Raw genomic sequence first — 25,154 nt, forward strand, 5'->3', positions numbered from 1 at the left:
TATAAAAATTTGATAAACACAGATGAACAATTTTCATAAAATTTTAATTGGAATAAATTAAATTAGCTGATTTATAGTGATCCAATACATCTTTGATTTGTTTGTCATTCAAATTTAAATCCACATTCATGGAAGCAAGTGTGATATTATTTGATGTAAAAATTGGAATAGGTTCAATATGATTTTTAGTTTTAATTACTTGAGTCCGTTTAAATTGCGCCATTAAATTCAACCATACGTCATCAGCATACATACAAATATCCATAAACACTTCTTTTTCAAAAACCTCTTCTACAAAATCCTCTTTCATTATTAGCGTTCCACCACCAGTTGTAAAAAATAAATTGTGTTCAGGTTTATCACTTTCATAAATAAATTCAAACTCTTTATATTTCACATCTTTATCAAGGTTACTTTTCATCACATGAGCTCTATTACAAGCAATCACCTTAGGAAATCGACTCCGAAGTTCCACCAATTCTGTAATTAAGTAGGAAGGATAAAAAAAATCATCATCAACCGTAATAATATAATCTGTTGGAAACTGTTTTAAAGAATAATAGTATTTTTTATGCGAACGTAAATCCTCTTCTGTCCACATTATCTCTAAACCTCTTTCTTTAAGCTTTAACAACTTTTTTGGAAGAATACTTTCTGATGTAAATTGTTTTTTTGATAGCCATAAAATAATTCTATCCGGCTGATGCTTTTGTCTTAGCATTCCTTCAATAACTATCCAAACTTTACCGATTCGTGCTGGAAAAGTCGTTAGACTTACTATTATTCTTTTATTCGTATTATCAAGAGGAATAAGTTTGCTTCCTTTAGATAATGTATAATAAATCGGTACAAATATGTTTGTTAATGATCTTAACAACATTCTAAGGATAGCATAATATTTAATCTTCTTTAAGATTGGATTTACATCCCTAATCCTGGAATAACGAGAAATCAATTTGTCTGCTATCATAATTTAATACCTATGAACCTTCTAAAAAACCAATAAACGAATAAAAAGCTAAATGAATAAAAAATGGAAACCAAGTAATTATTATTAGCAAAAGAGAAAAACAATATATTGGCAAGAGCAATGAAAATTATTTTTGAAAGCAAATCATTATTCAATTTTGAAGACATCCAAGCATAGCCCATAAACATACCAAATGCTAAAAAAACAAGAGGCAAAAGTAAAAATGAGAAATCCGAAGCTAACCAGGTATAAATGGAATGCCAGTTAATTCTTGGATCTACCCCAAAGCCCGATAAACGCTCTACATAAGTTCTATCTGCAACATCAATTCCAATAATTTCAGCAATACTTATAGACTCTGGATTATTGCCAAAAAAATATGAAAATTCAAAATCAAGATTAAAAGCCAAGCAAGTGTGATAATAGCCTTGGCAAAGATACGAAATCCCATATAAGTATGTGGGAATAATAGCATCTGGAATTATTCGCAAAATTTCGCTCTGCTCATTCACAACTGAACGACCCAATCGAAATTCTGAATAATCAATCTCATTAGTTCCAGAGCGTTGAACTAAATTATAAGTGAAAATACTTAAACTGAATATTGCCACCCCAGCAATAATAATGGTTTGTTTCAACTTTTGGCCTAAGGAAACTTTTTTGAATGCTGATTGATTTACTAAAATGGCAAACAACATAGTCGTAAGCAAATTAATAACCCCGAAATTTGTTCCTCGACCAAACCAATAAAATAACTCTATAGCCAAAAATACAGCAAAAAGAACTTTATAAAGTTTTGTATTGGATTTCCACGTAAGAAAACCAACGATAAAAAAAATCTGATTTACAATGGATATTAATGCAAAAACCGACCAAGGTATGGTAAAGCCACGGCTAGCATCCAATGACATTTGATAACCTAATTGAGGTGAGGCGATCCCAATCATTAAAAAATTGATCATTTCTCCAATTTGATAGGGATAGAACCTCAATAAATAAGCATACTTAATTAAGAAAGTGCAGCAATAAAATACAAAAATAAATTTTTTATATTTTTCGACCGAACCATAATCTCTCTGTGGTCTCCTCAAACATTTTTCGACTCCAAATTTAAATCCAATGAATAAAGCAAACTGACAAGCTAAAAATAACGAACATAATATGAATAGGTTATCTGTTGCCCAAACAATTGGTGCCGTAACAAATAATATTAAGGTGAAAATATTAAATGCTACTATATATTTTATTGGCTGGTACTTTATTTCAGATTTTATCATATTATAATTATTAATTCAATTACTTTCTGCTTCTAATTAATGACGAAGGGTTACCACCTATAATACTGTATTCCGGAAAATTTTTAGACAAAACACATCCAGCCGCAATTATTGAACCTTTCTTAACAATTCGTCCGGGAGTGAATATTACTTGTCTACCAATCCACACATCATCTTCTATAATTGTATCGGCTTGAATGGTGCTACCTTGTTCAATCATAGGAACATCTATATTGTCAAAACTATGGTTTATTGATAATATATAGCATTCTGGTCCCATCATCACATTATCGCCAATAATAATATTTCCTGGTACTGTACAATTAATTCCTAAACCAGAATTATCCCCAATTACCAAACGTACACCAGAACCGAAATCAGCTCCTCGTTCGATATTGACATTTTTACCACATTTATAAAAAATATTTTTACAACAATAATATCTCAGCTTTCTAAAAAAAGGTCCTATGAAAGGTGTTGCAGAAGAAGGCATCCATACTAGAAACACTTTATAGATTATCAAAAAAAACAACTGCTTTAAACTAAACTCAATATTATTAATTTTCATAGTTTTTCTTGTTAAAACTTAAAAAATTCTTTAAATCCTCAGATAGCTTTTTACAAACACTATTAACATGAAATTTATCTATAATAACTTTTCTACTCTCATAATTTATATCTGCACATGTAATAGCATTTTCCATAGCTAAATATAATTCTTTTGCAGAATGATTACATTGAGAAATGCTCTCAATGCCTGAAAACAATAATCTTGAAGGACTATCTTCTCCAGTTTCCGATATTATTAAGCGATCAACCATCAAATAATTAACAATTTTACTCGATATAAATATGTCATCTGGTAAATCTGCATCTATATCAATTAATGCTGTAGCCTTTTGATAATAACTTTCCAAATCATCTGAAAATGGATATACCGACACCTTATTTTGAAGTTCCTCAGAATATCTTTCTAAGAATTGTTTTGAAATCTTTGTCCCAACAAACCAAAGCCTTGCAAAGGGATATTTTTGTATTAAGTTTTCAAATGCTTGAAATAAATAATCAAGTTTTCTGGGACCATAGATTCCTCCTGTGTATAAAAAGATATTTTCAGATTCTTTGGATGGAGGCAAAATTTTAAATGTTCCAATACTTGGTGTGTATACAGTACTACTAAAAATTTTCTTTTTATTTATCATTAAGCTCATCTGATAATTCAGCATTTTATCATTTGACGAAAACATTGCGTTCGTTTTGCTTAAATTCTTCCGAATCATTGATTTCAAGGAATAATAAAAATAATCTTTAGGCATCCACCCTTCTGGGGCAGGAATTGCGTCTACTGAATAAATTGCCAAAGGAGACAATAACTTTTTTCTCAACTCTAAACCTCCGAAAAGACCTTCATAATGGCCAAATGAAATTAACCCGAAAATTAAATCGTAATTTTCCTTTGGGTGTATAGACTTTGCAACTTTCTTTCCCCACAAATTATCAACTAAATTTCTTTTAAATAAAATCATAGATAATTTATCAAACTTGGAATTTGTTTTTTGTTTTTGAATTATTCTAAGGTCATTTGAAAACAAGGAAATAGAGGAATCCAAATGACTAGCTATCACATGAACTTCATGTAATTTGGATAGTCCGTTTACAATTCTTTGAAATACTATTCCAGGTGCACTCTGATCTAAATTGCCAGCGATAATTAATATTTTCATATATTAACCTTTTAATACATTTAAAATCTTAGATTTAATAAAATTCTTTTCAAAACTTTCCAATCCAAAACTATAAACCGATAGTATTAAAGTTAATAAGGAAATCAAGCCGACTATAATAAAGTCAAAAATTCCATAATGCAAATGACTAGAAATATAATAAGGTATGCCCCAGGATATTATTGAAACCAAGGATATTTTAATCAAAACCTTTAAAATATAATTTCGCAAAGGAAAATCAAGCATATTTTTTAATATCATCATTCGAGCAACTAAGGCAATAATGGAGAAGACTATAGCTATAATCATAGTGATTTCTGCTGAATAACCCAATTTTAAAAATATATATGCAAACGGTACATTAAACAGTAAAATACCACTTACTATAATTTGATAATTTTTCACATTACCTGTAGCCTGTACCAAAATATGTAATGGACCCGACAAGGAAGTAATCAGCAAATCAAGTATGATTAACTGTGTAAACACTACGGTATATTTTGGCACGAGATTTAGCCACCAAGTAAGAACAGTTTCGGTTTCAATTAATAATGGAATAGAAAAAATAAGTAACAGGTATAAGGAAAGTCTTGAAGAGGAAAAAACCATATCATAAGTTTCTTTGAGTTCATTCCTTGCATATCCTTTTGTAATTGCTGGAGCCAGTGCAATCTGAAAATTAGTGATTAAACTACTAACCGCTCCTTGCACTTGAAAAGCGATTCCCCTCGCTGCATTGACAACCGTTCCAAAAAAGATGTTTAAGAAAACATTGACAACCTGCATATAACCTATTCCGGCGGCAACACCAACAAGATTCCATCCAGCAAATTTCCCCATTTCATTTATTAGGCTCTTATCCCATTTTAAAGCAATATGCCTACATTCCTCAAAGGTCCGTTTACAATAAATCTGCTCCGCTAATTTTACACTGGTAGAAACAATGAAAAGCAATCCCGCATAGACGATTAATTTATCAAAAGTGATTACTGGTAATAAAAATACAACCGCTAACTTCAACACGACCTCACCTATTCCAATTAGGGCAAAAATATTCATTTTCTCATGTGCTATGATAACGGCATTATAAGGCACATAATAAACAGAAATGATAAATGAAAGTAGCGAGAAATGGTAAACCCAATTTGCTGCAACCATCCTATCTTCTGCTATATTAAGTTGTGTGTTTAAAAACCATAATCCTGTTGTTTCGGCTAAAATCAATATGATGCCTCCTATAATTAGATGTATAGTTATACTGACGTTAAAAATAGTCTTAAGCTTCGTCAAATTGCCTTGACCTATTTCGAAGGTCAAGAACCTTTGGGTAGAGGCCGTCATGGCATTATTCAAAAAGCCAAACATGATGATAACTCCAGCAACGATATTATAGATACCAAAATCATCAACCCCTAGAATATTAAGAACTACTCTTGAGGTATACAAGGTAACAAACATGGAAAGTAACATCCTTCCATATAGCACTAAGGTATTTTTCGCTACTCGTTTATTAGCCTCCATTAAAAAATGTCTTTTAAATACACCGTATTACTTCATATTCATTGATATTTATAAGCTTCTATAAACAGAAAATTATAAATATCAATAAAACTTTAATCTTGTTTACTAATCCTAAATTACAGTCTAGCGTCAACTAAAGATCTGTCCAAACAAGCTTTTAAATCAAAAATTATAGATTGATTATTTCTAACTTTAGAGAAATCCATAGATAAAAATTCATTATGTGAAACAGCAACTACAATGGCATCGTATTTTTTAGCCTCTAAATCAGAAATCAAATCCAGGTTATATTCGTGTTTAACTTCTGCACTATCTGCCCAAGGATCGTAAATATCTACATTGACACCATACTCATTTAGTTCCTTGTAAACATCGACAACTTTCGTATTACGTACATCTGGACAGTTTTCTTTAAAAGTAACCCCTAGAATCAAAGCATTTGCCCCCTGTACCGCAATTCCCTTCTTGATCATTAACTTCACCACTTTGGAAGCAATAAATTCAGAAACCGAATCATTCACTCTACGTCCTGATAAAATGACGTTTGGATGATACCCCAGTTGTGTTGCTTTATGGGCCAAATAGTAGGGATCAACTGAAATACAGTGTCCACCAACTAATCCTGGTTTGTATTTCAAAAAGTTGAACTTGGTACCTGCTGCCTCCAATACATCATTCGTGTCAATACCTACGCGATCAAAAATCAATGCTAATTCATTAACAAAGGAAATATTGACATCACGTTGAGCATTTTCAATCGCTTTGGAAGCTTCTGCAACTTTTATATTTGGAGCTTTATGAGTTCCTGCCTTGATAATTGTTTTGTACAATTGATCAACTTCTTCAGCAATTTCTGGAGTAGAGCCAGAAGTCACTTTCTTAATGGTTGTCAAAGTATTTACTTTATCCCCAGGAACAATCCTTTCTGGGGAATAACCCACAAAAAAATCTTCGTTGAATTTTAAACCAGAAAATTTTTCCAATACCGGAACACAATCTTCTTCGGTACAGCCTGGATAAACTGTCGACTCATAAATTACGATATCCCCTTTTTTAATTATTTTACCAAGCATCTCTGATGCTCTAATCAATGGGGTTAGATCAGGTGCATTATATCTATCGATAGGTGTTGGAACTGTCACAATAAATATCTGAGATTGTGCCAATTCTTCAAGATCATTGGATGCTTTATAACCCTTTTCAAAATTTGTGTCTCTGGCAGTTGATATCCCGGCGTTCAACTTGTCCAAGTCAGCTTCAAGTGTTCTATCCTTTCCAGAATTTAATTCTTCTACCCTTTCTTTATTGATATCAAACCCTAATACGGGAAAATGTTGTGAAAATTCGATAGCTAAAGGTAATCCTACGTACCCTTGTCCAATTACGGCTATTCTCTTCATATAATTATTTTGTGTTTTTCAATTATTTATTTCCCGTTTTTCAAATTTTCTTTCTCCGCTACTATCTTTCTCAATCCAGAAGAAGAAAAGCGATGGTCCCTGCTATTGAAGTAAAGCTCAATTCCCTTTTCTTCACAATATTTACGACCTGTAAAATCCCTATCCTTATATTCATCCCCAACAATCCTAACATCCAACTTAAAGGATTTCAGAATATCCTCTAGATCCTGTTCCGTAGAGTATGGAACGATCTCATCCACATAGATACAGCCCCTCAATTGGATATAACGCTCTACTACAGTCTGGCTAGGTGCATTCTTTTCAGGTCTATCCAATGTCGGATCCATCTGCAATCCACAGATCAGGTAATCACATTGACGTTTTGCTTCTGCCAACATCATGATATGTCCCGCATGCAATAGATCGAACGTACTAAATGTAATCCCCACCCTAGGACCAGGGTTATAATCCTTTAATTTCACCTTTTTTTCTTTCTTTTCCATAAGAAATTAGCATAAGTTCCTGTTATTCACCAATCGCATAATACACAAATCCCATCTCCGTCAGTTTCTTTCCATCCAATAGCTTCCTACCGTCGAAAATAAAGGCCGGTTTCTTCATGTGAGTCTTGATCTTAGCCCAATCGAGATCTCTGAATTCATCCCATTCGGTTAATATCGCCAGGCCATGCGCACCTGCTGCTGCATCATAAGGGTTAGTTTCTACCTGTAAGAGGGATTTGTTCTCTTCCAGGCTTCTTGTCGCTAAATAGTCTAAGTCTTTGTAAATCTGCACATCCTGTACCTTTGGGTCATACACCGCAATCTCTGCCTGCTCCTCCAACAAATGGTCCGCTACGTAGATCGCTGCCGATTCCCGCGTATCATTCGTATCCTTCTTGAATGCCCATCCCAAGAAAGCAATTTTCTTGCCATTTACCGTATTGTACATCGTTTGGATGATCTTTTCCGCAAACCGCGTCTTCTGGTGGTCATTGATCTTGATGACCTGATCCCAATAATCCGCCACTGCATGCAGATTATAAGAACGGGCAATATATACTAAATTTAATAGGTCTTTTTGAAAACAGGAGCCCCCAAAGCCCACAGAGGCCTTTAAAAATTTGGATCCTATCCTGGAATCCTGTCCGATGGCATTCGCCACCTCATCCACATTGGCCCCAGTTGCCTCGCAAAGCTCCGAGATCGAGTTGATCGAGGATACACGTTGTGCCAAAAACGCATTGGCCACCAATTTGGACAGTTCCGATGACCAAAGATTGGTCGTGATGATCCTTTCCGATGGTACCCAGGCTTCATAGATCTTCTTCAAGGCCTGGATAGCCTCTGGATTTTCTCCACCGATCAGGATGCGGTCGGGATGGTGCAGATCCCGGATCGCCGTACCTTCGGCAAGGAATTCCGGATTGGATAAGACCTGGAATTGCACGCCCTTTCCGGTATGGTCCAGGATATTCTTGATAGTTGCAGCCGTACGGACCGGAATGGTAGATTTCTCCACGATTATCTTCGAGCTGGTAGAAACATCCGCAATCTGACGTGCACAAAGTTCGATGAACTTCAGATCTGCCGCCTGTCCTTTGCCTTTACCGTAAGTTTTGGTTGGTGTATTCACTGAAATAAAGATCATATCGGCTTCCTGGATCGCCTTTTCCACCTCCGTAGAGAAGAAAAGGTTTCTTCCTCGCGCTTCAGCAACTACCGCGTCCAATCCCGGTTCGTAGACCGGCAATTGACTCAGGTCATCCTGGTTCCAATCGGCAATACGCTGTGAATTCAGATCCACAACCGTCACCTGGATATCGGGGTTCTTCTGGGCGATCACAGACATGGTCGGTCCCCCAACGTAGCCTGCGCCAATACATGTAATTTTCTTTATTTCCATTGAATATAAATTCCGTGTTTCTGTTGGAGTGTAAAAAATTTTCCTAATCTTCACCCTGGTACAAAATGATCTGCTGAAGAACTTCCTCAGGCCGCTCGAAATAGAGCTTGATCTCCTTATCCAGAAGTTTCTCCAGTTTGGCACTCAACTGCAATAAGTATGCCTTGTCCAGCTCATCGCCCAATACCATCAGCTCGATCGTTCCAGAATCCACCCCCTTGGCGTAATCGCCCAATAGGGATACCGTTTCCACATCACCCGCGCGTTCCAGAACATAATCCACGGCCTGATCAATACCCAGATAGGTACGGACTAGATTCTGTAAGGATTGGAATAAGGGATGTTGGGTGTTGGCCTGGTAGTAGATTCGGTTGTTTTCAGAGGTCCTCGACAAATATCCGGCATCAGAAAGCTGGTTCAGCTCCTTCCGGATGGCATTGGTAGACTCATTGAACTCTTCTGCTATCCCACGAAGGTATCCCTTGTTAGTGGAACTCACAAAAAACTTAATCAGCAACTTAAGCCTGGTCTTGGACGTGATGATCGTATCAAGCATGTTAGTATTGTGAGCAACAAAAGTACTCATTGATTTTTTATAAACCAAATTTTGATGAGTAAACAAGAAAACTTAACATTTTATTAATGTTGGTGATTATATCTGGCCCCATCTGACTTCCATGAGCCTCGGGTTGTAAACGGAAGTAAGTGAGGGGAAGTGCTAAAAGTTCCTTACATTTTAATTCATCGTACTTATTTGACACTTGCTGATGGAAGGCAAATAGTCATGGTCGAACATTCAATCCATAGCGAGGAGGTACCAGGGGAAAACCTCCTCGATATGTCAGATAGAACCCCGAAATTCAGAAAAAAATCAAATTGCCAATGACGATGCCCTTCGATTAAAAGTCTCCTGTTCAATCTCCTTTCCCAAAGGTTCCATCTTAAAATACGATGTCACCATAAAAGCTCTTTTCATATTCTTCAAATCTTTGATATATCCCTTCACAATCAATCCCTCCTTCTTCGGCTTGTAATTCTTCAGATAATCATTATATATGGAAAAGCCAACTGATCTCATCGCTGATTCCCCTTTATGCGATGGGGAGATAAAAAAATTCAATTTCTCAAAGTTATTGATCAGAAAATTCCGGTTGGCAGTTCTTAGCTCCGTGATGACCACTTCCTTAAGCTGATCATCCAAAATATTCAATTGGAAGAGTACACAACCATACTGCTTCACATAATCCACATTATTACGGTCCAACAGAACCCGGACCTGCATCTCTGCATGTTCTTGAAAATTGGAAACCTTCCGTTTGCGGATGAAATAAAAACTCGCTATAGCTATAATAACGACCAGCGTGAATAACAAATAATGCATAATTAGATTGATTAGTTCAAAAAAATATTTCGGCAACAAAGTTAGCACGACATCTACCTATATTCAAAACAAGCGGGGGTGGACAAAAGGTGGACAAAAACCCTTTTCATTGAAAAACAACCGATTAACTTAAGAACAGTCCTTAAAAACTATACGAAACCACCCACTACCTAGGCACTACCCATTCCGAAAAAAGCAAACCTTCTATCGATAATGAAAAATTATCTATCTCATACTCGTTGTTTGCACACTTTTTTTGTCGAAATTTAGGGGCAATGCATACCACATTAACCAAATTAGTTTTAACTTATCTTGCCACACTAGGTAGTATAGTGCACCTATCAGCCCAAAAAATCACCAACATCAAAACGCAAAAAGACCAAATAAAACAATTGGAGCTTGCCCTGAAGATGAAGGTCGATTTTCAGAAGGATACAATTGGCTTGATCAAGAATCTGCATCCTTTATTGGAACTGGCAAATCAGGAACGGAGCATCCCACTAAAATGGGCCTATTACTTATTGATGGCGGATGGCTTTTCCATTGCCTTTGATCAGGTAAATCCGCGAAGCAATGCCTATTATAAATTAGCATCGGAATTGGTAGGACGAGAAAATCTCCCCGAGCTAAGGATGATCGGCAACATCAGACAGGGATATTATTTGTATACTTATCGTGAAGTGAAGGATGCTTTTCCATATTTCCTTCTGGCTGCCGAACTAGAGAAGGATATAAATGCAGAGAAAATCCCACTACTTCCCGAGCATTACAGCTACATCGCTAATTTCTATTCCTACATTGGCGATCAGGAAAAAGCCATCACCTATCTCAAAACTGCACTACCATACACCAAAGAACATAGCCGCCAGAAGATCGACATGACCAATGCCATAGGTGTTTATTATAAAAAAGCAGCCTTATTCGACAAGGCATATCCTTTTTATAAGCAGGCTTTGGAGATTGCCGCTGAGGCCAAGGATTCGGTATGGATGGGTATTATTGCAGGGAATCTAGCTGACTATGAATGGGAAAAAGGGAATGAAGAACAGGCTATTGCCTTGGTAAAACAGAATATCGAACTCTCCTTGAAATATAAGGAGGTATTGGATGCCATGCGCGCCAACCTGGAGGTTGCTCGAATGTATGCCCATCAGAAAAAATGGGATCTTGCTGAAAAGCATATCGCAAAAAGCACGGCATTAATGGCTGATAAACCCTATTTTTTAGTTTTCAAACGGGATGCTGCAAAAATATTGGCGGAAATTGCTGCTGGGAAAGGTCAAAAAGACCTGGAACTTACGAATTTGAAAGAATACCTGGTGCTGAAGGACTCTTTGGAGGCCAGAAACAATAATGAGGCTATGCAGAAGATCTATTGGCAATGGGAAATCGAACGTTATGAACAGGCAAATAAACAGGCTGAATCCAAAAGGAGACAGATCAATCAGACCTATCAGTATGTCGGGGCTTTATTGATCCTTGGATTCATCATTATAGTGCTACTGATCAACCGGTCTAAGACCAGGATAAAGATCCGGAGCACAGAACTGGAAAAAGAGCAGCTCGCCCTTAAATTTGAGAAACAGTTGCTAGATCAGGAGCTTTCGGTACTCAAAAATTCCCTACAGGAATTTACGGATACCGTCAGGCATAACGACCATACCATACAGCAGTTAAGGAAAGAGATCCAGGAGAAGGAAACTCATGATCCAAAACTCGCTATTGAGATTTCCGAAAACCTTAGCAGAATGTTGGAATCCCACATCATGACCGATGAACGTTGGCTGAAATTCAAGCATGTTTTCGATAAGGTATATCCGGAGTTCCTGGAAACCCAAAAGCTTGAAAATCCAAAGCTTTCTGAAAGCGACCTTAGACTGATCGCTTTAATGAAACTGGACCTAAACAATAGAAGCATGAGTGATCTTTTGGGTGTTTCTATTGAAGGGGTCAAGAAAGCAAAACAAAGATTAAAGAAAAAAGTGGACAAGTAATGGTTAGTGACGAAGAGGTACGAAGGAGAAATCATTACACTAATCCAAAGGCAGCCCCGTTCCTAGCAATGAAGAGAACAATAAATCAAAACTCCACGATCTTCTTCAGGTAATCATAATAAACACCTTTCATCCCATCGATCTGCGATTTTAACTTCTCCTTATCGATATAACCCTTGCTCAGGGCAATCTCTTCCAAGCAGGCCACTTTCAACGATGTCCGCTTTTCAATGGTCTTAATAAACTCCGTTGCCTCGGACAAAGACTCATGGGTACCTGTATCCAGCCAGGCAAATCCCCTTCCTAGCAACTGCAGGTGCAACTTTTCCTGTTCCAGATAGGTCTGGTTCACGGTAGTGATCTCCAGTTCGCCCCTAGCCGAAGGTTTCACCCCCTTAGCTATTTCCAACACCGAATTCGGATAGAAATACAATCCAACCACCGCATAATTAGACTTCGGATGTTGAGGCTTCTCCTCAATATCCGTTACCCGACCATCCGCATTGAATGCGGCAACGCCATAACGCTCCGGATCCTCAACATAATACCCAAAAACGACCGCATCATTTCCTTCTTCCACTTTAGTCCTTGCTTCCATCAACTGGGTCTGTAGGCCAGCTCCATAAAAGATATTATCCCCCAAGATCAAGCAGACCGAATCATCCCCAATGAAATCAGCACCTATGATAAAGGCCTGGGCCAGTCCCTCCGGTTTGGGCTGCTCTGCATAGGAAATCTCCAAACCCAACTGTTCCCCATTTCCGAACAAGCGTTGGAAGTTGGGCAGATCCTGGGGCGTAGAGATGACCAGGATCTCCCGGATCCCCGCCAACATAAGTACCGATAAAGGATAATAAATCATCGGTTTATCATAAACCGGCAACAATTGTTTGGAAACCACCTGGGTAAGCGGATGCAAACGCGTGCCCGATCCCCCTGCTAATATAATCCCCTTCATATATCTAAATCTTAAATCTATTGCCTAAAATCCATAATCAAACATCTAATGTCAGATTTATCATCTGCCGCCCAACATCTCCTTTAAACTATCTTCCCAATGAGGGATCTCCAGCTGAAAGGTACTTTTGATCTTCTGCTTATTCAACAGAGAGTATTTTGGTCTTTTGGCTACGGTTGGAAAAAACTTGGAATCTACCGGATTCACAACACAAGCGGACGCAGACAGTTCCCTGATCTTGATCGCAAAATCAAACCAGGTCGCTTCACCTTCATTAGAATAATGATAGATACCTGCCTGCCACTTTTCCGATCTTATAATGTGCTGTATGGCCTTCGCCAGATCCTTAGCGCTGGTCGGCGAACCTAGCTGGTCATTTACCACATTGATCGATTCCCTAATAGCCATAAGGTTCAACATGGTCTTCACAAAATTCTTCCCAAAAATGGAATACAGCCAAGAGGTACGGATAATGATACTATCGGGAAGAATATCCTGTATACCCTTCTCACCTTTCAGTTTGCTAAGTCCGTATGCGTTAATAGGGGCGGTAACCTGATCTTCGGTAAGGGGATGCGGAACATCCCCAGGAAAAACATAATCGGTGGAAATATAGATCAGTTTGGCCGAACAATCCCTGGCTACTTTGGCAATTTCCCTACTCGCTCGGTTATTGACCTTATCGGCAAGATCGGATTCGGATTCTGCCAGATCAACCGCCGTATACGCCCCTGAATGGATGATCACATCAGGATCGTATCCGGCTAATCGGGCATAGATATTTTCCACATCATCCAAAGGTAGATCATCCCTATCCAGAAATATCAGATGATAAGCATCATCGGAAGGCCAGATACTTCTAATCTCGGATCCCAATTGCCCTGAAGCGCCTGTTACTGCTATCTTTTTCTTCATCTTTCTGATTATGTTTTAATAAAGCCTTTGCCGCACTATGCTCGAATCAAAGAATCTTTTATTGATTTTATCAATATCTAAATGTTACCTACTGCCTCTACAAAGCTGGGTAAGATCATATCCTTTTCCGATAGTTTAAACAGCTCGGAAGGCAATTGCCAGTCGATATCCAATTGATCATCATTGTATTTCACTCCCCATTCTGCATCCTTATTGTAATAATTATCACATTTATAAAAAAACTCCGCTGTATCTGTCAGGACAATGAACCCATGTAAAAATCCACGTGGAACGAACAGTTGTTTTTTATTTTCGGAGGAGAGCTCAACGGCCACATGCTGTCCAAAAGTAGGGGAGTCCCGACGGGCATCTACCGCTACATCCAAAACCGCGCCCTGTAGCACCCTGACCAATTTTGCCTGGGCAAATTCTCCCTTTTGCGCATGTAGTCCACGGAGTACCCCTTTGGATGAAAAAGATTGGTTATCCTGTACAAAATTCACTTCAGCACCTATGGCGGCTTTGAAGGATTTGGTATTGAAACTTTCGAAAAAATATCCCCGAGGATCACCAAATACCTTTGGCTCAAGGATAAAACATCCGGAAACTGTGGTTTCTGTAACTTTCATTAATTATTTTATTTTTTTATTCAGGGTTGAAAGACCATCATTATCAGGTTCATCACCAGCCTTCCTAGGGAGGGCGGAGGGCACTCCGATAATGCGGGATCGAAGCAATCTTCCCATTTCAAGTTTATCGAAAGATTGAACGTACATCCCAATGGTGGGACTGTCCTTTTCAATTTCGGTATTTTTTACCTTGATGAGTAGTGATCCTCATAATATTGCATATAGTTCCCCGAGGAAACCTGTTTCAGCCATTCTTGATTGTTCAAGAACCAGTCTATCGTCAAAGAAAGTCCCTCTTCAAATGTAACGCTGGGCACCCAGCCCAATTCATGCTTAATTTTATTCGCATCGATGGCATAGCGCAGGTCATGGCCCGGTCTATCCTTTACAAATTGGATCAGTTTCTCCGAAGTTCCCGTTTCTCTGCCTAATTTAACATCCATCTGCCTGCAGAGTTCCCGAACCAGATCTATATTCTTCCATTCATTAAACCCTCCCACGTTATAGGAAGACCCGACATCTGCTTGGTGAAATACCAGATCGATGGCGCGGGCATGATCCACAACGAACAACCAATCGCGGGTATATTTGCCATCCCCATAGATCGGCAAAGGTTTATTGTTGAGGATATTCAGGATACATAGCGGGATCAGTTTCTCCGGAAAATGGTTGGGACCATAATTGTTGGAGCAGTTAGTCATGACAATAGGCAAGCCAAAAGTATCGTGGTAGGCCCTAACAAGATGGTCGGATGAAGCTTTTGAGGCAGAATAAGGTGAATGGGGATCGTATTTGGTTTCTTCGGTGAAAAGCCCTTTTTCTCCCAGAGCGCCAAATACCTCATCGGTAGAAATATGGTGGAACCTTTTTCCTTCATAATCGCCCACCCAAATACGCTTTGCAGATTCCAATAGATTTACCGTTCCGACCACGTTGGTATAGACAAATGCCAACGGATCTGAAATGGAACGATCCACATGCGATTCGGCTGCCAGATGGATTACACCATCCGGTCGATAGGTATTGAAAACTTCATCAACTGCATCCTTATCTCTGATATCGGCCTTTTGGAACGTATAGTTATCCGCTGATTCAATATCCTGAAGGTTTTCGAGGTTTCCCGCATAGGTTAGGGAATCCATGTTGATGATCCGATAACCCGGATATTTCAGCACGAACAACCGTACCACATGCGAACCGATAAACCCTGCACCACCTGTAATGAGAATCGTTTTATCCATATTCTAATTTAACAAATTGCCTTGGTAATAAGCGATTATTTAATTGAACCGCTAAAATAATAAATTATTTAGGGCCTTTGTTGCTGAAGTTTCCGGATAATTCGGATTTGTCGTCGGAAAGCGTCTTTTCCTTAAGTATTTTTTTTAACCATTCAACAAAATCATCCAATAATAAATTTTGTCTATTTAGTTGTCCTTTTTCCAGCAAAGAGCTGGATTCACTAGTTCGAATATAGTATTTTCACTCATTGTGATTTCCGAACGGGGCTGATCTGGAAACAGAAAATGGAATCTCGAAATTTCGGAGATGAAAACAGTCGTTCACTTGGACAGTGATCCACCCAAAGCGATAAAAAGAAGTAATATATCCATAATCTCTGTTGGTACAGCAAGGATACTAGAAGAATCTATCTCGAAAAAAGCAAGATAATCTTCCTTGAATAGAATAATTAGATAAAGAAAAAAACTGCACCATTGAGAGGTATAAAGAAAAGGTAGTTCTGAATGACAAGGATGGTCCCCCAAGCAAAAGCATTAGGATCGCGACAGAAAGCCATATTGTTTAATTTACCTATTTGCTAACCTCAATCTTAAGAGCAGGAGATTTTCGGCAGGTAATCCAAACTAAAATGTGATGCCCGGATCAGGATAGAAGACTGGCTGGAAGAAGATGAAACAAACCGCAGAAATGAATGAACAGATAACCAGTCCAAGTTTCCCAAAGTTATCCTGAGCAATTGGAAGATGAGATAAAAGTGGCCATAAACCCAAACAAGGGTGGAAATACTTTGTGAAAAAAAGGTTGTGGATGTACAGGTATCAAATTACAATAATGAAAAAAAAACATGCATTCACTAAAAAAGAGATGCCTTGCCTCTCTTCACTATTGTTTCCCATCAACTATCAGTTCATCAATCCCATAGCGATGATCAAGCAATATTCCTCACCTTATCCGAATAAAGGCTTATATTTCTGATCGGATTATCTTTCAGCAAATCCTGCACATCATATTTCACTACCACCTGCTTCAGAGCCTCCAGATGCCTGGCATGGTGCATATCTGTACCCACAAAATCATACATACCGGAACGGATCAAGGTCAATGCCGCGGTTTTTACATTCTCTCCATAATATTTACTGATGGAAAGCAGGTTCAGCTGCAACATACAGCCAGCATTCTTGATATCCTCAAAGATCTTAAAGTTATTATGGTAATAGTTATAACGCTCAGGATGCGCCAAGATGGGCTGATATCCCTTATCCTGGATAGATTTGATGATACTGAACAAACCTTTGGATTCCGATAGGTAGGACATCTCGATCAGCACATATTTCTCAGCTAACAAACACAGGTTATCGTTCTCTATCCAATGATCCAACTGATCATCGATCATATATTCAGCACTGAAGTCCAGTCTGAAGTCTATCCCCTGGCTCTTTAGGGCAGTCATAAGGCAAGAATGGGCTCCTGCAATACTTTCTGGTGTATTATCATGTACCCCTGCCATCACGTGCGGTGTGGAAACACTCCGGTGGATCCCCAACTCCTGTAGGCCCCTGATCAGTTCCATCGACTGATCTATAGACTGACTTCCGTCATCAATGCCTGGAAGGATATGATTGTGCATATCCCAACCAATCCATGCTAGTCTGTTATGGTGAGAACCACGCTGTGGCCCCTTCTTCTCGCTTCCTCCAAATAAATTTGACCAGAATCCCATGCTGTTGTATTACTTTTAAAAAAATAGTTTGGTCTGCTCGCTACCTGTAGCAAAAGCAGTACAGTATTAATACGCTCGTTTAAAGTATTTAACGGAGCCTGGTTACTAAACGCTACATCCTGTCTTTATACAAGTTCGGAATTATCCTTCTCCAAGGCTTCATAAACCTGTTTTACATCTTGTGCACGATTTCTATCCAGCACCAGGACCGCATCTTCTGTACTGATCATCATGCAGTTCGATAACCCAACAAATACCGTGTGCGTATTTGTCCCTACAACAATATTGCCATTCTCATCTTCTTTATGCCCCTTTTCCTTAAAATAGGCATATAGGGAATCAAAAGCCCCCATATCAGACCAGTTGAAGCGGGCAGGAACTACCTTGATGAGGTCCGATCTTTCCAATACCGCATAGTCAATGCTCTTGGAAGGGATCCTCATTGAGTGCCCTTCATCCAGCACCAAATTCTCTGCATATTCAAAAGCCACCTCGCAAGCATTGTACAACTTGGGCTCAAAGCGCATCAGTTCCTCCAGGTAAACCCCCGCCTTAAAGCAGAAGATCCCTGAGTTCCATAGGAAGTTCCCTTTTTTCAGGAATTCCTTAGCGGTATCCTCATTCGGTTTTTCACGGAAGGAAAGTACATTGTTATGCTCATGTTCGATATAGCCGTAACCCGTTTCCGGCCGGGTAGGGATTATCCCAAAAGTGGCAATAAAACCTTCCTGCGCAAAAACGATCCCTTGGTTGACGGCTTCCGCATAAGCTTGCTGGTCTTCGATCAGGTGATCCGATGGTGTCACCACCAGAATATCATCCGGATCGGCATGGAAAGCGGCAAAGGCAATGGCAGCCGCGGTATTTCGTGGAGCAGCCTCCGCGATGATATCGTGTTCCACTTTCTTCAAGAATGGTTCGGCCAGAGCCTTGTTGGAACTGGAGCCCACCAGTATGACTTTAGAAGAAACCTCGATGTTCCGATCGATGGTCAGTTCGAATAGGGTTTTGCCTTCAAAAATAGGCAGGTACTGTTTGGGTCTTGATTTACGGGATAAAGGCCAAAGTCGGGAACCGACACCGCCTGAAAGTATGACGTTGATAATTTTGCTCATATGTGTTGGTCTAGGGAATTCCCTAATCTTTTGCTAATTGATAATAATCTTTTTAAAGATAACCTTTATATAAAGAAATAGTTCATCATACCTAATAATATTACCTGGTATATGAAGAAGAGCTGCCCGGTCCGTAAATCTATCCCAACTTGTTCATTTCCATAGCGGCATCCTTTTTCAGGAATAGATGAGCCGTTGCTCTGGCATCTGAAAGAGCATCGTGGTGCTTAAGTTCTACGCCCATAAGCTCACAGCATATGCTCAGTTTCGTACGTTCAAAGCCGTAGGATCGGTAGATCTTACTGGTGCAGTCCCACATATTGGCCAATTCCAATTCCGGGTAGTGAAGGTTATAGAAAGACATGGTGTCCTTTAGTACGGAACGGTCCAATAGTTCATCATGGGCCACCATATGCTGCCCTTGGATCATTTCTTTTATGGTCGGGTAGATCTCGATAAAGGAAGGAGCATCTGCGGTATGTTTGGGCTTTATCCCGTGGACACGGGAGGTCTGCCACATGTATTTGTTATCTGGGGGACGGACCAGACTGTAAAATTCATTGCTGATCTCGCCATTTACGACATTCACTATACCTACAGCACAAACGCTATTGTATTTTGCCGTAGCTAATTCAAAATCGATCGTTGTAAAAGTTTCTAGCATGCTAAGCTTTCATAAATATGTACAGAAATCGGATATCTCTATTGCCTAATACGCAAAAGTAAACAAAAATCTAATAGCCATATTTACCATTCCATTTCTCCTTTAAGGTTTGTCGCAATTTATCCTCCGCAGGGTTCTTCCCCGGATCGTATAATTTAAGGCCACTCAGTTCATCGGGCATGAACTCCTGATCCACGAAATTTCCAGCATGGGCATGTGCATAGAGGTATTCCGTGCCGTAATTTAATTCTTTCATGAGCTTGGTCGGGGCATTCCTTAAGTGGATCGGAATGGATAGGTTTCCCGTTTTTTTTACGATTGCCTGCGCTTTGTTAATGGCTTCATAGGCCGCATTGCTTTTTGCCGAACTGGCCAAATAGGTCACAGTTTGCGAAAGGATGATCCTTGATTCCGGCCATCCGATCACATTTACGGCCTGAAAGCAGTTGTTGGCCAATAGAAGGGCATTGGGATTGGCATTCCCGATATCCTCAGATGCAAGTATAAGAAGCCTACGCGCAATGAATTTCGGATCTTCCCCACCCTCGATCATTCTGGCCAACCAATATACAGCGGCATTGGGATCGGATCCACGAATGGATTTGATGAAGGCCGAAATGATATCGTAATGTTGATCCCCGGTTTTATCGTACCGTAAGCGGTTCTGCTGGACATGTTGCGCAACAAATTGATTGGTGATGGGTTGTCCCAGATGCCCCGCTGCCTTGGTCACCAGTTCCAAAATATTCAGTAATTTCCTGGCATCGCCGCCAGAAAGCTGCAACAGGGCCTCGTATTCCTCAACTCTAAGGTTTTCCTGTTTGAGATATTCATCTTCCCGCATGGCCCGGTCCACTATCCTGACCAGTTCCTCTTTGCCGAGTTCCTTCAACACAAACACTTGGCAACGTGATAACAGGGCAGAGATCACCTCAAAAGAAGGATTTTCGGTGGTTGCTCCGATCAGGGTGACAGTTCCTCGTTCAACAGCTCCCAGTAGGGAATCCTGTTGGGATTTGGAGAAACGGTGTATCTCATCGATGAAAAGGATGGGCTGTTCCTGGTTGAAGGTCTTCATCTGTTCAGCCTTCTCGATAATTTCCCGCACGTCCCTGACCCCAGACTGAATGGCACTCAAGGAGTAGAATGGACGGTCCAATGAATGGGCTATCAAGAAGGCCAATGTAGTCTTGCCTACACCTGGTGGCCCCCAAAGTATCATGGAAGGTATATTCTGATTGATGATCGCATTCTGAAGGACGGCCCCTTGACCTAGGATGTGCTCTTGGCCAATGTATCCTGAAAGTTCTTTGGGCCGCATCCTTTCGGCCAATGGAATCGTTGACATATGCAATAATACGAATTTTTGATTATCACAGGATTTCCTTGGACGCATTTCTGGTTATCCAATTTTTAGGAAATATCCGGACACATGAACAGATCGACCTAAAAACTGGACATTTTTTCAAGTATCTATTTATTAAACAGAAGAATATTTTTCATTAAAATACATGTTTTTATTCTTTGATTAATTTTTTTCTCGTTTTTCAGCAAAAATGGTTTTGGAATAATTTCCAGGCAAAACTGCACGGGTTTTGAAATGTATTCTGAAAACAAGAAACATACTGTTGGACCTAGATATACAAATATGGACACACTGGAAGAAAAAGCAAAAATTCTTGGGCTGGAAAAAGGTTACTACCTTCTATTAATGGAGATATTGTACCCTGGTGAAGAACCTCAACAGAAAACCGTCTGATCAAGCACTATAACTATTATATCCTGGCAATGGGGTGTTCCGAATTCGGATCATCCCATTGCCTTTTTGGCGCAGAACATTAAGTGGTTTTGCTCATCGTATTTTAAGATCAAGGATTCCCGAACCTCTTAACTTCGATCCTTTTTTCACGTACCGAAAGAGTTATCCTCGGCAACTGCAATATCTCGCCTGCCCGGACATGGATGGAATTTTCGTACCCATTATGAACAATGTCCTCTGGTAGGCTCTGGAGATCCAATTGGAGACTGTACTTCCCCTCGGGCAAGCTGGTGCGGAATTCCCCCCGGGAATCGCATATGATCTCATACCTGCTGCTGCTGGAGAATGCAAGCAATCTCACATCCTTTAGTTCATAATCTACCTCCCTGCTGATCCCCGGCACATAATCGATCTCAAGGCCGCCCCTCACCTCTCCACCCAACCGAAGCGGAATGTTCAGATACATCTTCCTGTTATCAAGATTTATATTCCTTGAATCTGCCAGATAGTTTTCCCGTGAAGGAAAATAGAGTTTATAGGGACCATAGGGAAGACTGGTGAAACTCGCCCTTCCCTGCCTGTCGGTGGTCAAAAGGAAATCGCCAATGGAAAAATCATAGAATACAGCTGGCTTTTCATCAGCGTCATAGATCCCATTTCCGTTACTATCGTAAAAACATTGTACAAGGACCGTCCCTCTGCTGGTCCGGGAAGCAGCTGGATCCTTGTAGGGTAGCACCTGCCTAACACCAATGCGAAGATTGTTGTAGGCAATGGCCTGACCAAGGTTGGTTGAGTTCTTTCTCAGCTGAAGATTACCCTGGAGTTCCGTTCGTGGCAGCACACGGTACTTCACATCCAGATTGATCCCATAGCTACCCCCATAGTCCCTGGAAAGAAAGGCCATTGATCCAGCGTTCCATCTCAGGCTTCCATCAAGAAGCGTGCCCCCGATCCTGGCATTCAACGAAAAACGGTCGGGCTGTACTACCATTGAATTGCTTCCGATCAGATCCAACGACTGCATGGCGCCCCTTTGGAAGGATCCGTTCATTGCAAACCCTCGGTATGAATATCCCATATCCGCTCGCATAGCCCAACTGATCTCATCCCGGTCTTTCCGAGCTACCAGAGCATTTTCCAGTGAAAGGTTTAAATGGTGCCGAAGATCCGCCGAACGGAGATTCCCGGAGAACAGAAGCCCAACTGAGCTTGTCTTCATTATGTTTTCTGCCAGAATGGTCTGGAGTCTGGTCTGTTCGGAAAGCAACCTGGGTACCAGACCAATGTTGATTCGGGGTGAGATAGGAGCAAAGACGGAGGCAGAAATCCTGGAGGAACGTTGGTAATAGAGAAAGGAGTTCATAACAAGGTACCTTGGACTCTGGTCCATGAAGGTCTGATCAAAACTAAGGCTGGCTTTCTTCCAGTTCCTGGAAAGCCTATTTGATACCTGCAGGGTCCCCCGTCGGATTCCGGGATAGTAAGGCGAACTGTAGAACCCCTCACTCTGCAGGCGCCATTTTCCAGGATGCCAAGTAAAGTTCAATCCACCTGCAGCTGATGGTATGGAACGTTGCCAGGGTTCACCACCATCAAGCCCATGGAGACCTAGCCCCAATCTGGCACTCAAGGTGGTGCCTTGGGGGGTAGCGGGAGCTAGCAGATCTACCTGATTGTACAGCAAAAGGCTTTTAGTACTGTCCAGACTGTTCCTTTCCAATACGATCTGAGTCTGATACCTACTTTTCCCCGTAAAACGTGCCTTCCTCTCCAATTTGCCATATGCTACATACCCTAGGCCTTGGCCATAGAAATGGGCGAGGAGATCGGAGGACCTCTCCAGAAGTCCCACCGTATAGTTGATCATTTTAGAAGTGTCCAGCTGGGAAAAACTTACCCCGCTGCCATATACGGGCATCTCCAAGGTTTCCTGGATGTTTCCAAGGGATAATCCATTTCCCTTAATGGCGAGCTCTAGGTAGATATTGCTGATAATCGGTCGGGACATCCCTCCCATATGGTAGATCATGGCACTGAAGCGGGACCTTCCCCCAAGGAGTGCATAGTCCCCCTGCGCCCTAAGATGGTATGTAGGCAGTGCGCTGGTAAGGTTGTCCACCAGCAACTCCAAATAATTGGGGGTGAGCCATGCCCTTCCTCCAGTTTCCCTGGGGAACATCCTCGTATAGTCACGATGGGAGGATATGTTTGTGAAAATCAGAGAAAGATTATCGATCAAATCGCTGTTCTGGTACATTCCGCTCACACTTACGGAATATTGGTTCCTTTGAAGCATGAACCTCTCCACTAAAAATGAACGACTCAATAACGTGTCCTTTCCAGGAGGGAGCTCCAGTGTATTCTCCAAGAACTGCGATTTTCCTATCCTATCGTCGGAAGAGTACACTATTTTCACCATCTCGGTCTGTGTCCCCAGATTGCTCACCCGTACCCTGGTCTCTATGGAATCTCCAAAATTCCTGATGTACTGGAACAGTGTCTCGTTCGCCATCTTCACCACACGCCTGGGGGGAACTATAAGCCTTATGGTGTCGGATTCTATCCTCCGGCCGGAGGAGTCCCTGATTTCCAGGATGATCGATGGATCTTGGACCAGGTGCGCCCGATCCATACGGAACTTGATGGAGAGGTACCTTACCATGGATCTTCCGATCTCAAGCTCGTTCAATCCCCTTCCCAGTAGATCGGCCCCATCAGGAAGGAGCAGCCTGATTGTACCCTTGAAGCCTGAAATATGGGAGGCACTTACCTTCAGGTCAAGCGAATTGATGCCAGGACCAATACTCAGCTCCTTGGGGACGATTATCCGAGGAGCTTCCATTGGGGTTTGGGCATGGCAGTACATGATGGTCCAAAAAAAGGGGATCAGCAGACTGAGCAAAAGATTGATCGTTCTTTTGGGTTCCATTACCTAGGCAGAAAAAGATATAGTATGGAAACCTGGTAGCTCCCCATAGAGAGCCCTTGGATCTGTTGGGAGGAGGGCTTTGCCCGGTAGTCCAGATGGAAGGTCCGTTCGATGTTCTTATCTGAGGAAAGACATGTGGCCAGGATGGCCTCCTGTTGGGAAATAACCGTTCTAGGGTTGGACTGGATTATTGACCCTGCCCCGGGGAGTACCTGGACAGATAATATGGAAAGGGGCATAAACGAAGAATTGCCCCCCCTCAGTTCACTATCGATCGACTTGACCCGTATCTCGAAATCGGTAGCGGAATTTACCTTTAGGGCTTCATGGATGGTCAGTGAAACCCCTTGGGCATAATCCTTTGAATTCCTGAACTCCAGACTGGTCGTGGAACTTTGAGGTGAGAAATAGAAACCGAAATCTGGTTTTACATCGACCATTTCACCATCGCTCAGGTTCGGGGGCATCTGCATTTCGTAGTTCATTCTCTGGCTTCCCAGAACATTACCCTGCGAGTCATACAGGTTGACCATAAGGGGTATCCTATATTTGATGTACGTATACCGCTCCGCACTGAGGAATTCTTCCAGGTATTTACCAGGGTCGATCCTCAGTAGACCGAAAAGTCGGTACTGAACAAAGTGGGATCCGTAGGAGGCCAATGGTTGGCCCGCAGATTCTATAAGCATGACCTCCGATGAGGATTGGAGTTTGATCGGGTTCCGAGATGCCCCGATCCCAGAGAGCGAAAAATTGGACTGGTTATCGTCCAGTGTCCACTGAAGGGAAATCCTTTCACTAGGGAAACTCTTTCCAGACCTGTTAGGCCCTCCTGAAATGGGAACGATGGGCTCAAGGACCCTGACCCCTATTTTCCACCTAGTTATGTTGGCACCTTGCCCTGAGATGTTGAACTGGAAGGAATTGAACCTTTCGGCAGTAGCTCTTCCAAGATAGGAACTGACTTCAAAATAATTATCAGACCAGGCCGAGAATTGAACCTGGGCCGTTAATTGGCTCAAGGCCAATAAATTTGACAAAGTCAAAA

The 25,154-nt window shown here is 40.8% G+C and carries 22 protein-coding genes; 2 read left to right on the forward strand and 20 right to left on the reverse strand.

Annotated elements, in window-relative coordinates; translation table 11 throughout:
* Positions 1 to 43: 43 nt before the first annotated feature.
* The 10 genes from E3D81_RS16020 to E3D81_RS16065 all read right to left on the reverse strand — a co-directional run bounded on the left by E3D81_RS16020 (position 44) and on the right by E3D81_RS16065 (position 10,178).
* Positions 44 to 970, reverse strand: coding sequence for a glycosyltransferase (locus E3D81_RS16020; protein ID WP_134778198.1), 927 nt, complete (start codon positions 968 to 970; stop codon positions 44 to 46).
* Entirely contained in the window at positions 967 to 2,247 is a 1,281-nt protein-coding gene (locus tag E3D81_RS16025) for a hypothetical protein (protein ID WP_134778199.1), read from the reverse strand. Before E3D81_RS16025 ends, E3D81_RS16020 begins: the two co-directional genes overlap by 4 nt.
* A 19-nt stretch (positions 2,248 to 2,266) precedes the next feature.
* Complete coding sequence (locus tag E3D81_RS16030) at positions 2,267 to 2,815, reverse strand: acyltransferase (RefSeq protein WP_134778200.1); 549 nt, start codon at positions 2,813 to 2,815, stop codon at positions 2,267 to 2,269.
* A complete protein-coding gene (locus E3D81_RS16035; RefSeq protein WP_134778201.1) occupies positions 2,805 to 3,971 on the reverse strand; it encodes a glycosyltransferase in 1,167 nt (388 codons plus the stop codon). The genes E3D81_RS16030 and E3D81_RS16035 overlap by 11 nt, the downstream gene beginning before the upstream one ends.
* 3 nt (positions 3,972 to 3,974) lie before the next feature.
* Positions 3,975 to 5,492, reverse strand: coding sequence for a lipopolysaccharide biosynthesis protein (locus tag E3D81_RS16040; protein ID WP_134778202.1), 1,518 nt, complete (start codon positions 5,490 to 5,492; stop codon positions 3,975 to 3,977).
* A 116-nt stretch (positions 5,493 to 5,608) separates the two neighbouring features.
* Positions 5,609 to 6,892 carry a nucleotide sugar dehydrogenase gene (locus tag E3D81_RS16045; protein WP_134778203.1) on the reverse strand — a complete coding sequence of 428 codons (1,284 nt, stop codon included), beginning with the start codon at positions 6,890 to 6,892 and terminating at the stop codon, positions 5,609 to 5,611.
* Positions 6,893 to 6,918: 26 nt separating this feature from the next.
* On the reverse strand, positions 6,919 to 7,395 hold the full coding sequence (locus tag E3D81_RS16050; RefSeq protein WP_099364941.1) for an adenylyltransferase/cytidyltransferase family protein: 477 nt from the start codon (positions 7,393 to 7,395) through the stop codon (positions 6,919 to 6,921).
* A 22-nt stretch (positions 7,396 to 7,417) separates the two neighbouring features.
* The gene (locus E3D81_RS16055; RefSeq protein ID WP_134778204.1) at positions 7,418 to 8,797 is read right to left on the reverse strand and encodes a nucleotide sugar dehydrogenase; all 1,380 of its coding nucleotides are present in this window, start codon (positions 8,795 to 8,797) and stop codon (positions 7,418 to 7,420) included.
* 43 nt (positions 8,798 to 8,840) lie between these two features.
* Positions 8,841 to 9,353: a winged helix-turn-helix domain-containing protein gene (locus E3D81_RS16060; RefSeq protein ID WP_134778205.1), complete on the reverse strand. Its 513-nt coding sequence runs from the start codon at positions 9,351 to 9,353 to the stop codon at positions 8,841 to 8,843.
* A gap of 315 nt (positions 9,354 to 9,668) precedes the next feature.
* Positions 9,669 to 10,178 (reverse strand): hypothetical protein, encoded by a 510-nt coding sequence (locus E3D81_RS16065; RefSeq protein WP_134778206.1) that lies wholly within the window; start codon positions 10,176 to 10,178, stop codon positions 9,669 to 9,671.
* 332 nt (positions 10,179 to 10,510) lie between these two features.
* Here E3D81_RS16065 and E3D81_RS16070 point away from each other — a divergent pair, with 332 nt between their 5' ends.
* Entirely contained in the window at positions 10,511 to 12,172 is a 1,662-nt protein-coding gene (locus tag E3D81_RS16070; protein ID WP_167554353.1) for a tetratricopeptide repeat protein, read from the forward strand.
* A gap of 85 nt (positions 12,173 to 12,257) precedes the next feature.
* Here the strand turns inward: E3D81_RS16070 and rfbA are convergent, their stop codons facing one another.
* The 9 genes from rfbA to E3D81_RS16115 form a co-directional block, all read right to left on the reverse strand.
* The gene (gene rfbA, locus E3D81_RS16075; protein WP_134778208.1) at positions 12,258 to 13,130 is read right to left on the reverse strand and encodes a glucose-1-phosphate thymidylyltransferase RfbA; all 873 of its coding nucleotides are present in this window, start codon (positions 13,128 to 13,130) and stop codon (positions 12,258 to 12,260) included.
* Positions 13,131 to 13,190: 60 nt separating this feature from the next.
* On the reverse strand, positions 13,191 to 14,045 hold the full coding sequence (rfbD, locus tag E3D81_RS16080; RefSeq protein ID WP_134778209.1) for a dTDP-4-dehydrorhamnose reductase: 855 nt from the start codon (positions 14,043 to 14,045) through the stop codon (positions 13,191 to 13,193).
* Between the two features lie 77 nt (positions 14,046 to 14,122).
* Positions 14,123 to 14,674: a dTDP-4-dehydrorhamnose 3,5-epimerase gene (gene rfbC / locus E3D81_RS16085; protein ID WP_134778210.1), complete on the reverse strand. Its 552-nt coding sequence runs from the start codon at positions 14,672 to 14,674 to the stop codon at positions 14,123 to 14,125.
* Positions 14,675 to 14,859: 185 nt separating this feature from the next.
* Positions 14,860 to 15,915, reverse strand: a complete 1,056-nt coding sequence (gene rfbB / locus E3D81_RS16090) for a dTDP-glucose 4,6-dehydratase (protein WP_134778211.1) — start codon at positions 15,913 to 15,915, stop codon at positions 14,860 to 14,862.
* 929 nt (positions 15,916 to 16,844) lie between these two features.
* Entirely contained in the window at positions 16,845 to 17,636 is a 792-nt protein-coding gene (locus E3D81_RS16095; RefSeq protein WP_134778212.1) for a tyrosine-protein phosphatase, read from the reverse strand.
* 125 nt (positions 17,637 to 17,761) lie between these two features.
* Positions 17,762 to 18,751, reverse strand: coding sequence for a mannose-1-phosphate guanylyltransferase (locus E3D81_RS16100; protein ID WP_134778213.1), 990 nt, complete (start codon positions 18,749 to 18,751; stop codon positions 17,762 to 17,764).
* Between the two features lie 139 nt (positions 18,752 to 18,890).
* Positions 18,891 to 19,415 carry an exonuclease domain-containing protein gene (locus E3D81_RS16105; protein WP_134778214.1) on the reverse strand — a complete coding sequence of 175 codons (525 nt, stop codon included), beginning with the start codon at positions 19,413 to 19,415 and terminating at the stop codon, positions 18,891 to 18,893.
* 70 nt (positions 19,416 to 19,485) lie between these two features.
* Positions 19,486 to 20,763 carry a replication-associated recombination protein A gene (locus E3D81_RS16110; protein ID WP_245153240.1) on the reverse strand — a complete coding sequence of 426 codons (1,278 nt, stop codon included), beginning with the start codon at positions 20,761 to 20,763 and terminating at the stop codon, positions 19,486 to 19,488.
* A 520-nt stretch (positions 20,764 to 21,283) separates the two neighbouring features.
* On the reverse strand, positions 21,284 to 23,689 hold the full coding sequence (locus E3D81_RS16115; protein WP_134778216.1) for a hypothetical protein: 2,406 nt from the start codon (positions 23,687 to 23,689) through the stop codon (positions 21,284 to 21,286).
* A 34-nt stretch (positions 23,690 to 23,723) separates the two neighbouring features.
* Here E3D81_RS16115 and E3D81_RS16120 point away from each other — a divergent pair, with 34 nt between their 5' ends.
* Complete coding sequence (locus tag E3D81_RS16120; RefSeq protein WP_134778217.1) at positions 23,724 to 24,113, forward strand: hypothetical protein; 390 nt, start codon at positions 23,724 to 23,726, stop codon at positions 24,111 to 24,113.
* Here E3D81_RS16120 and E3D81_RS16125 read toward each other — a convergent pair.
* Positions 24,106 to 25,128, reverse strand: a complete 1,023-nt coding sequence (locus E3D81_RS16125; RefSeq protein ID WP_167554354.1) for a hypothetical protein — start codon at positions 25,126 to 25,128, stop codon at positions 24,106 to 24,108. The genes E3D81_RS16120 and E3D81_RS16125 overlap by 8 nt on opposite strands.
* Positions 25,129 to 25,154 lie beyond the last annotated feature (26 nt).

Source organism: Sphingobacterium sp. CZ-2 (assembly GCF_004526235.1).
In the GTDB taxonomy this organism is placed as follows: Bacteria; Bacteroidota; Bacteroidia; order Sphingobacteriales; family Sphingobacteriaceae; genus Sphingobacterium; species Sphingobacterium tenebrionis.

Excerpts from the sequence above, each read along its gene's own strand:
- E3D81_RS16020 (WP_134778198.1), bottom strand. The coding sequence starts at position 970 with ATGATAGCAGACAAATTGATTTCTCGTTATTCCAGGATTAGGGATGTA.
- E3D81_RS16025 (WP_134778199.1), bottom strand. The coding sequence starts at position 2,247 with ATGATAAAATCTGAAATAAAGTACCAGCCAATAAAATATATAGTAGCA.
- E3D81_RS16030 (WP_134778200.1), bottom strand. The coding sequence starts at position 2,815 with ATGAAAATTAATAATATTGAGTTTAGTTTAAAGCAGTTGTTTTTTTTG.
- E3D81_RS16035 (WP_134778201.1), bottom strand. The coding sequence starts at position 3,971 with ATGAAAATATTAATTATCGCTGGCAATTTAGATCAGAGTGCACCTGGA.
- E3D81_RS16040 (WP_134778202.1), bottom strand. The coding sequence starts at position 5,492 with ATGGAGGCTAATAAACGAGTAGCGAAAAATACCTTAGTGCTATATGGA.
- E3D81_RS16045 (WP_134778203.1), bottom strand. The coding sequence starts at position 6,892 with ATGAAGAGAATAGCCGTAATTGGACAAGGGTACGTAGGATTACCTTTA.
- E3D81_RS16050 (WP_099364941.1), bottom strand. The coding sequence starts at position 7,395 with ATGGAAAAGAAAGAAAAAAAGGTGAAATTAAAGGATTATAACCCTGGT.
- E3D81_RS16055 (WP_134778204.1), bottom strand. The coding sequence starts at position 8,797 with ATGGAAATAAAGAAAATTACATGTATTGGCGCAGGCTACGTTGGGGGA.
- E3D81_RS16060 (WP_134778205.1), bottom strand. The coding sequence starts at position 9,353 with ATGCTTGATACGATCATCACGTCCAAGACCAGGCTTAAGTTGCTGATT.
- E3D81_RS16065 (WP_134778206.1), bottom strand. The coding sequence starts at position 10,178 with ATGCATTATTTGTTATTCACGCTGGTCGTTATTATAGCTATAGCGAGT.
- rfbA (WP_134778208.1), bottom strand. The coding sequence starts at position 13,130 with ATGAAGGGGATTATATTAGCAGGGGGATCGGGCACGCGTTTGCATCCG.
- rfbD (WP_134778209.1), bottom strand. The coding sequence starts at position 14,045 with ATGAAGAAAAAGATAGCAGTAACAGGCGCTTCAGGGCAATTGGGATCC.
- rfbC (WP_134778210.1), bottom strand. The coding sequence starts at position 14,674 with ATGAAAGTTACAGAAACCACAGTTTCCGGATGTTTTATCCTTGAGCCA.
- rfbB (WP_134778211.1), bottom strand. The coding sequence starts at position 15,915 with ATGGATAAAACGATTCTCATTACAGGTGGTGCAGGGTTTATCGGTTCG.
- E3D81_RS16095 (WP_134778212.1), bottom strand. The coding sequence starts at position 17,636 with ATGGGATTCTGGTCAAATTTATTTGGAGGAAGCGAGAAGAAGGGGCCA.
- E3D81_RS16100 (WP_134778213.1), bottom strand. The coding sequence starts at position 18,751 with ATGAGCAAAATTATCAACGTCATACTTTCAGGCGGTGTCGGTTCCCGA.
- E3D81_RS16105 (WP_134778214.1), bottom strand. The coding sequence starts at position 19,415 with ATGCTAGAAACTTTTACAACGATCGATTTTGAATTAGCTACGGCAAAA.
- E3D81_RS16110 (WP_245153240.1), bottom strand. The coding sequence starts at position 20,763 with ATGTCAACGATTCCATTGGCCGAAAGGATGCGGCCCAAAGAACTTTCA.
- E3D81_RS16115 (WP_134778216.1), bottom strand. The coding sequence starts at position 23,689 with ATGGCGAACGAGACACTGTTCCAGTACATCAGGAATTTTGGAGATTCC.
- E3D81_RS16120 (WP_134778217.1), top strand. The coding sequence starts at position 23,724 with ATGGTGTCGGATTCTATCCTCCGGCCGGAGGAGTCCCTGATTTCCAGG.